Here is a 6,634-nt window from a genome sequence, read left to right as displayed (position 1 = left end):
GATCAAGTCACCAAAATTTCGCGCGATCTCAATCCGCCGCCACCCACTCCCATTCTCTTTCATTCTCCGGGGTGGCGCGAGTCGCAATGGACGTTAGAACAACAGGCAAGGAACAATGGAGCAAAAAGCATTCACGGCAACTGCCGTTTTTAGGATTAAGCACACGACCAGCCAAGAAAATGCGCTGCAGTATCCAGTCCGCCATAGCGAATCTGAAAATCGGCCTGAGCGCGGACGACCGCCTTGGCATGATAGGCAATACCCACACCTGCCTTGCGTAACATCGGCAGATCATTGGCGCCATCGCCAATGGCAATGCAGTGACTGGCATCGGTTCCGGCACTGATGGCCAGCAAATCGAGAAGGTCGGCCTTGGCGTTGGCATCGACAATATCACCCAAAACCTGCCCGGTGATTTTACCATCGACAATTTCCAGGGTATTGGCAAAGGCGTAATCCAGATCCAGCATTTCCAGGAGATGGCGGGTAAACTGGGTGAATCCACCGGAAACCACACCGGTTTCCAGGCCCTGAGACTTGGCTGCCTGGATGAGTTCCCGTGCGCCTGGACTCAGTTGCAGGCGTTCGCGAATGATGGCGTCGATGGTGCTGGCGGGTGTGCCCTGGAGCAAGCGCACCCGCTCGCGCAGGGAGGTCTGAAAGTCCAGTTCACCCGCCATGGAGCGTTCGGTAATGGCGGCAACCTGCCGCTTGAGACCCAGGTGATCCGCCATTTCATCAATACATTCAATGCTGATCAAGGTAGAGTCCATGTCGGTCAACAACAGCTTAAAGTGACCAGCTTCCCAAAGTGGTGTTATGGCCAGATCAAGCTGGATGCCTTCCAGAGCGTCGGCCAAGGCACGATTGGCGGCAGGAACCGGACCATGAGGACCGTGAATGGCAATGGCCAGGCTATCGCCCTGGGCATGGAGTATGCGGCCAGGCATGCTGTTCTGAAGATGCAGGGTCGTCAATGCGCGGCGCAGCGCCTCGGGCTGCGCCGCGCCGCGCAATACCATACGGGAGACGCTGTCTACACTGGACATGGGAGACCAGAAAACTTCTCTTTGCTGATGCAAGGCCTGCCGCGATAATTCATCCAGAAACGGCGCAATTTCGCTGACGGCAACCGGTAAATTCCAGCTTTGTAGCCAGCATCCCCAGAGTTCCTGATGGCTTTCCGTACTATGAACAAATTGTCCCATGCTGGACGGTAAAGTCATGGGGCCACGTCCGGCGGGACTCAATATGGCAAGGCGCGTGCTGCTCATGCATTACTCCTTAATGGTTCAATGAGTTGAATGATTTTTTGGCAGCGTGCCTCGCCGTCGGGTAAATCCTGGCGAATTCTGAGGCGTTGGCCGCCATCCAGCTGATAGACACTGTGCGGACGCTGAATAAGCGCAATGATTTTTTCCGGGGATACCTGATTTTCCTGGGCGAATTGCAGGCGTGCTCCGGAAGGTCCGGCATCAATCTGATCAATGCCGATTTGGCTGGCCAGGAGGCGGAGCTGGGTCTGGCACAGCAAGGTTCTGGTCGGGTCTGGCAACGGCCCGAATCGGTCGATCATTTCCACCATGATTTCACCAATGGCGGAATCACTGCGGACATCGCTGAGGCGCTTGTATAGTTGCAAACGCAAGTGCACGTCGGGCAGATAATCGTCGGGAATCAGTGCCGCCGTATTCAGATGAATTTCCGGTCCGCTGGCGCGTTGTTCGGCCGGGCTGCGGGGGTCCTTGCCCGCACGGATGGCGGCAACTGCGTCGTTGAGCCATTCCATAAAGAGCGTGAAACCCACTTCATCCATGTGCCCGCTTTGCTCTTCGCCCAGAAGTTCACCGGCTCCACGAATTTCCAGATCATGATTGGCCAGGGCAAAGCCGACCCCCAGATCTTCCAGAGATTGAATGGCATCCAGGCGGCGCCGGGCATCATCACTCATGGCGCGTACATCGGGGGTAAACAGATACGCATAGGCCCGTTGATGGGAACGTCCCACCCGGCCCCGGAGCTGGTGGAGTTGCGCGAGACCAAATTTATCGGCGCGATTGATGAGTATGGTATTGGCGTGGGGATTGTCGATACCGGATTCGATAATCGTGGTGCTGAGCAGAATATCGAAGCGTTGATGATAAAAATCCAGCATGACCGCCTCCAGCTCGCCTTCAGGCATTTGCCCGTGGGCGACCCGGAGCCGGGCTTCGGGAAGCAGACGCTTGAGGTTGCTGGCCATGCGTTCGATATCCCGTACTTCATTGTGCAGAAAATAAATTTGTCCGCCCCGATGTAATTCTCGCTGACAGGCTTCGACGACCACAGCGTCTTCCCAGATCTGCACAAAAGTACGCACTGGTTGCCGACGCTGGGGTGGGGTGGCGATGATGGATAAATCGCGCAATCCGGCCAGGGACAGATTCAGGGTGCGGGGAATAGGCGTGGCCGTCAGGGTGAGAATATCCACTTCGGCACGCAGGGCCTTGATCTGCTCCTTTTGCCGCACACCAAAGCGGTGCTCCTCGTCCAGAATCAATAGGCCAAGGTCTTTAAAAGCCACATCTTTCTGGAGCAGGCGATGGGTTCCGATCAGAATCCGGACGTCTCCGGCCTGGGTGGCGGCCAGGATTTCCTTGTGGGTTTTGCCCTTCTGAAAACGGGACAGGACCTCGATCCGCAGCGGTATTCCGGCAAAGCGGTTTTGAAAGTTTTCATAGTGCTGCTGAGCCAGCAAAGTGGTCGGTACCAGAACCACGACCTGTGCCCCGCCATGGGCGGCCAGAAAGGCTGCCCTCAACGCCACTTCGGTTTTGCCGAACCCTACATCACCACAAACCAGACGATCCATGGGATGCGGGCTGATCAAGTCGGCAATGACGGCGTCAATGGCTTGTTGTTGATCGGGCGTTTCTTCAAAGGGGAAACGGGAAACAAAGTCCCAATAAGACTCATCTGGAGCTGCAAAAGCACGGCCCTGGCGGGCCGCTCGTCTGGCGTATATGTCCAGCAGCTCACTGGCTGCATCAATGGCTTTTTCCCGGGCCCTGGCTTTGGCTTTATCCCAGTGTTGACTGCCGAGGCGGGATAGCACCGGTTCTGCTGCCCCATTGCCCACATAACGGGCAATGCGATCCAGATGATCTGCCGGGACATACACCAAATCTCCCTGGGCATATTCCAGCACCACATATTCGTTGACATCGCCTTGCGCCGCAAAAGGGGTACTCATCCCCTGAAAACGACCAATGCCATATTCCTCGTGGGTGACCGCATCGCCGGGCTGCAGTTCGCCCAGATCGCGAACCATGCCTTCCACATGACGTTGGCGGACCTGCGCACTTCGTCTTTGCGCAAATACCCGGTCACCGAAAATCTGCGCTTCCGAGATGAGTGCAAGCTGGACCAGATTTTTCTCTTTCAGCAGCAGACCGCGCTCCAAGGGGGCTACGGTAATAGCGATTTTTTCTGTGGACTGGAGAAAATCCGGCCAGTTTTTCAGGCGGGTGGCACTTAAACCCGCTTTGTTCAGGCGCTCAGACAGCGCTTCCTGACGGCCCGGAGATTCTGCAGCAATCAGGGCGCGGCCCTGCTGGGGGAGGTGACGCAGAAAAGTTTCCAGAGCTGACAGGGGCGTTTCGCTGTTTCCCTGCAAGGCTGGTAGAGGTCCGCAGGGTAGGCTTGCACCGGGGCCTTCTACCTCGCCATGCACCTGTGCACGACTCTGGAGTGCTGTTTCCCATTCGGCAGGCGTTAAAATAAGTGCGTCTGGTGGCAAAATCGGATAACTGGTGTCGTATGCCCGCTCTTCATGGCGTTCCTGCCAGTCGTGGCGAATCTGCTGGCTGGCGCTTTCCAGACCGGGGGGCATGAAAATGATCCCGTCCGGAGGAAAATGGGTAAGCAGATGGCTGCTTTCCGGGAAAAACAGAGGCAGGTAATGCTCTGCTCCCTGGGGAACCTGTCCGCGACTTGCCGCTCGATAGACTTCGGCACGTTGCGGGTCACCACTGAATTTTGCCCGAAACTGGCTGCGGAATTCATTCAGTGCTGCCGCATCTACAGGAATTTCGCGCGCAGGCAGCAGGGATACCCTGGATACTTTCTCCAGAGTCCGCTGGGTTTCCGGATCAAATGCCCGGATGCTTTCTACCTGTGTGTCAAATAACTCAATCCGGTAGGGCAGCGGGCTACCACTGGGAAACAGGTCAATAATGCCGCCGCGCCAGGCGAGCTCTCCGGGTTCGGAAACTTCGCTGACATTGCGGTAGCCCGCATCAATCAGGCGTTGTCGAAAGCGCTCGGGCTGGAGGTTGTCTCCCACCGCCAGTACAAAGGCATGTTGATCAAGAAAACTCCTGGGCGGAAGACGTTGCAGAGCGGCCGCCAGAGGGACCAGACACAGCCCACGCCAATTGGGCAAGGCCGCCAATGTCGCGAGACGGGTGGCGGTCGCATCAGCCGGAGGTGCCAGACGATCATAGGGCAGAATTTCCCGATCCGGGAAAATCAGGGGCGCATCCAGATCCGGCGCAAAAAATGACCACTCGCTCTGCCATTCTTCCAGATCACGGGGATTGGGCAGGAGCACCAACAGAGGTTTTTTCCATTTGCGGAGCATTTCGGCTGCCAGCCAGCAATCGGCAGCTCCGAAAATATGGCTGAAACTGCGTGCATTACCTGCACGGGGGGCAGGGCCCAAAGCGAGAGGAAAGTCCAAAATATCCGGGATATCATATCAGCAAATTCAGGGAGCCTAGTGTAAGGTGCCCGTGCCCAAACTGCAAAAGCTGAAACGCTTGCGCCTGCTGTATAGACTGCGGATACTGCGTCTGAAATCCATAAGTTGAGGAAGATTGATGGAGCGGATCTGGGTCATTATTCCAGCCGGAGGGCGGGGCCAACGTTTTGGTGGAACCCAGGCTAAACAATATGTTTTGCTGCGCGGGCAGCCTGTTCTTGCGCATACCCTGAACATTTTTCTGCACGAAAAGCGGATATCCGGAGTGCAGTTGGTGTTGCCGGGTGAGGATCTGGAAAGCGGAGCCTGGCGGGACTTGTTGGGCGATGATTTGGCGTTGCCTTTGGCCCCTGTAAGAGGCGGGAAGCAACGTGCTGATTCCGTGCGTCGCGGTTTGGAGGCCTTGCGGAAAGCCGGTGCTGCCGATAAGGACTGGGTGCTGGTACATGATGCTGCACGACCCTGTTTGCGCGCCGAAGACCTGGGCAATTTGCTGGATAGTCTGAGAGAATCACCGCAGGGGGCATTGCTGGGAATTCCGGTTGCCGACACCCTCAAGCGCGAAAAAGACGGCCTTTCCCTGGGTACGGTGGATCGGGAAGGGTTATGGCGGGCTTTAACGCCTCAGGCTTTCCCCCTGGCAGCATTGCTTGCAGCTCTGCAATCTGCGCAGGGTGCCGCAATGCCCATTACCGATGAAGCTTCGGCGATGGAGCTTCAGGGTTGGTGTCCGCGTCTGATTCAGGGGCATGGGGATAATATCAAGATTACCCTGGGAGATGATCTGGCTTTGGCGGCAGCCATCCTGGCGGCCCGTGACGAGGAGAAATGATGCAGCTGCGTATTGGTCATGGTTTTGATGTGCATGCTCTGGTTCCCGAGCGCCTGTTGATACTCGGAGGGGTCAAGATTCCCTATGAGCGGGGTCTGGCCGGGCACTCCGATGCGGACGTCTTGCTGCACGCCATTTGTGACGCCTTGCTGGGTGCCGCAGCATTGGGAGATATTGGCCGCCATTTTCCCGACACGGATGCACGTTTTGCCGGCGCCGATTCCCGTCTTTTGCTCCGGCATTGTCATGCTTTGATTCAGGAAAAGGGCTTTTCGGTCGGGAATGTGGATGCCACTATTGTTTGTCAGCGACCCAAACTTGCGAGCCATATACCGCAAATGCGCGCGCACATTGCCGAAGATCTGCAGGTTTCTGAGGATGCGGTCAACATCAAGGCGACGACGACTGAGCAGCTGGGTTATGCCGGTCGGGGTGAAGGAATCGCTGCCCACGCCGTGATCCTGATTCAACATGTCTGAATTATTCCCACGCATTTATCCGCATGTGGATGTCCTGCTGGAAGCCGAACTCAAATCGACGGAAGAGGATTTTCAGGTTACGGAAATGCTGCCTTTTACGCCTTCCGGTACGGGGTCGCATTACTGGTTTTTCATTGAAAAGCGCGGACTGAATACCCAGGAAGTAGCCAAACGACTGGCACAACTTGCCAGCATCCCCGTGCGTGATGTGGGTTATGCGGGAATGAAAGATCGGCACGCCGTTACCCGACAGAGTTTTTCCGTGCCGGTACAAGCCGGGACAACGCCGGATTGGCTGAGCCTGGAAAGTGAAAATCTCCATTTTCTGGAGATGACCCGCCATGACCGCAAGCTCCGCAGGGGGGTGCTCAAGGGAAATCATTTTCGCCTGGTTTTGCGCCATTGTCAGGGCGAACCAGCTTTGTGGGAGACGCGTTTGCAGCATTTGCAAAAAACGGGCTTTCCCAATTATTTTGGAGCGCAACGCTTTGGCCACCGTAATTTGCAGGAGGTCAGTCGCCTGTTGTCCGGTACAGCGCGCAAAATGGATCGTCATCAACGTGGCCTGCTGCTGTCAGCGGC

Annotated in this window: 5 protein-coding genes; 3 read left to right on the top strand and 2 right to left on the bottom strand. The window is 56.4% G+C overall.

Features of this window, described 5'->3' with window-relative positions; all coding sequences use genetic code 11:
• Window positions 1–155: 155 nt before the first annotated feature.
• Window positions 156–1,274 carry a phosphoserine phosphatase SerB gene (gene serB / locus AC2VLY_RS12405; protein ID WP_486892683.1) on the bottom strand — a complete coding sequence of 373 codons (1,119 nt, stop codon included), beginning with the start codon at window positions 1,272–1,274 and terminating at the stop codon, window positions 156–158.
• Window positions 1,271–4,720, bottom strand: a complete 3,450-nt coding sequence (gene mfd / locus AC2VLY_RS12400; RefSeq protein ID WP_486892682.1) for a transcription-repair coupling factor — start codon at window positions 4,718–4,720, stop codon at window positions 1,271–1,273. Before mfd ends, serB begins: the two co-directional genes overlap by 4 nt.
• A gap of 139 nt (window positions 4,721–4,859) precedes the next feature.
• Here mfd and ispD point away from each other — a divergent pair, with 139 nt between their 5' ends.
• The 3 genes from ispD to AC2VLY_RS12385 form a co-directional block, all read left to right on the top strand.
• Window positions 4,860–5,573: a 2-C-methyl-D-erythritol 4-phosphate cytidylyltransferase gene (ispD, locus tag AC2VLY_RS12395; protein WP_486892681.1), complete on the top strand. Its 714-nt coding sequence runs from the start codon at window positions 4,860–4,862 to the stop codon at window positions 5,571–5,573.
• Window positions 5,570–6,052 (top strand): 2-C-methyl-D-erythritol 2,4-cyclodiphosphate synthase, encoded by a 483-nt coding sequence (gene ispF, locus AC2VLY_RS12390; RefSeq protein ID WP_486922375.1) that lies wholly within the window; start codon window positions 5,570–5,572, stop codon window positions 6,050–6,052. Before ispD ends, ispF begins: the two co-directional genes overlap by 4 nt.
• Window positions 6,045–6,634, top strand: a 590-nt coding sequence (locus tag AC2VLY_RS12385) for a tRNA pseudouridine(13) synthase TruD (protein ID WP_486922374.1), incomplete at its 3' end; no start/stop codon positions are given. The genes ispF and AC2VLY_RS12385, both read left to right, overlap by 8 nt.

The sequence above is a fragment of the Acidithiobacillus sp. TH-A36 genome (assembly GCF_057473445.1).
This window is presented reverse-complemented; position numbering and strand designations above follow the sequence as displayed.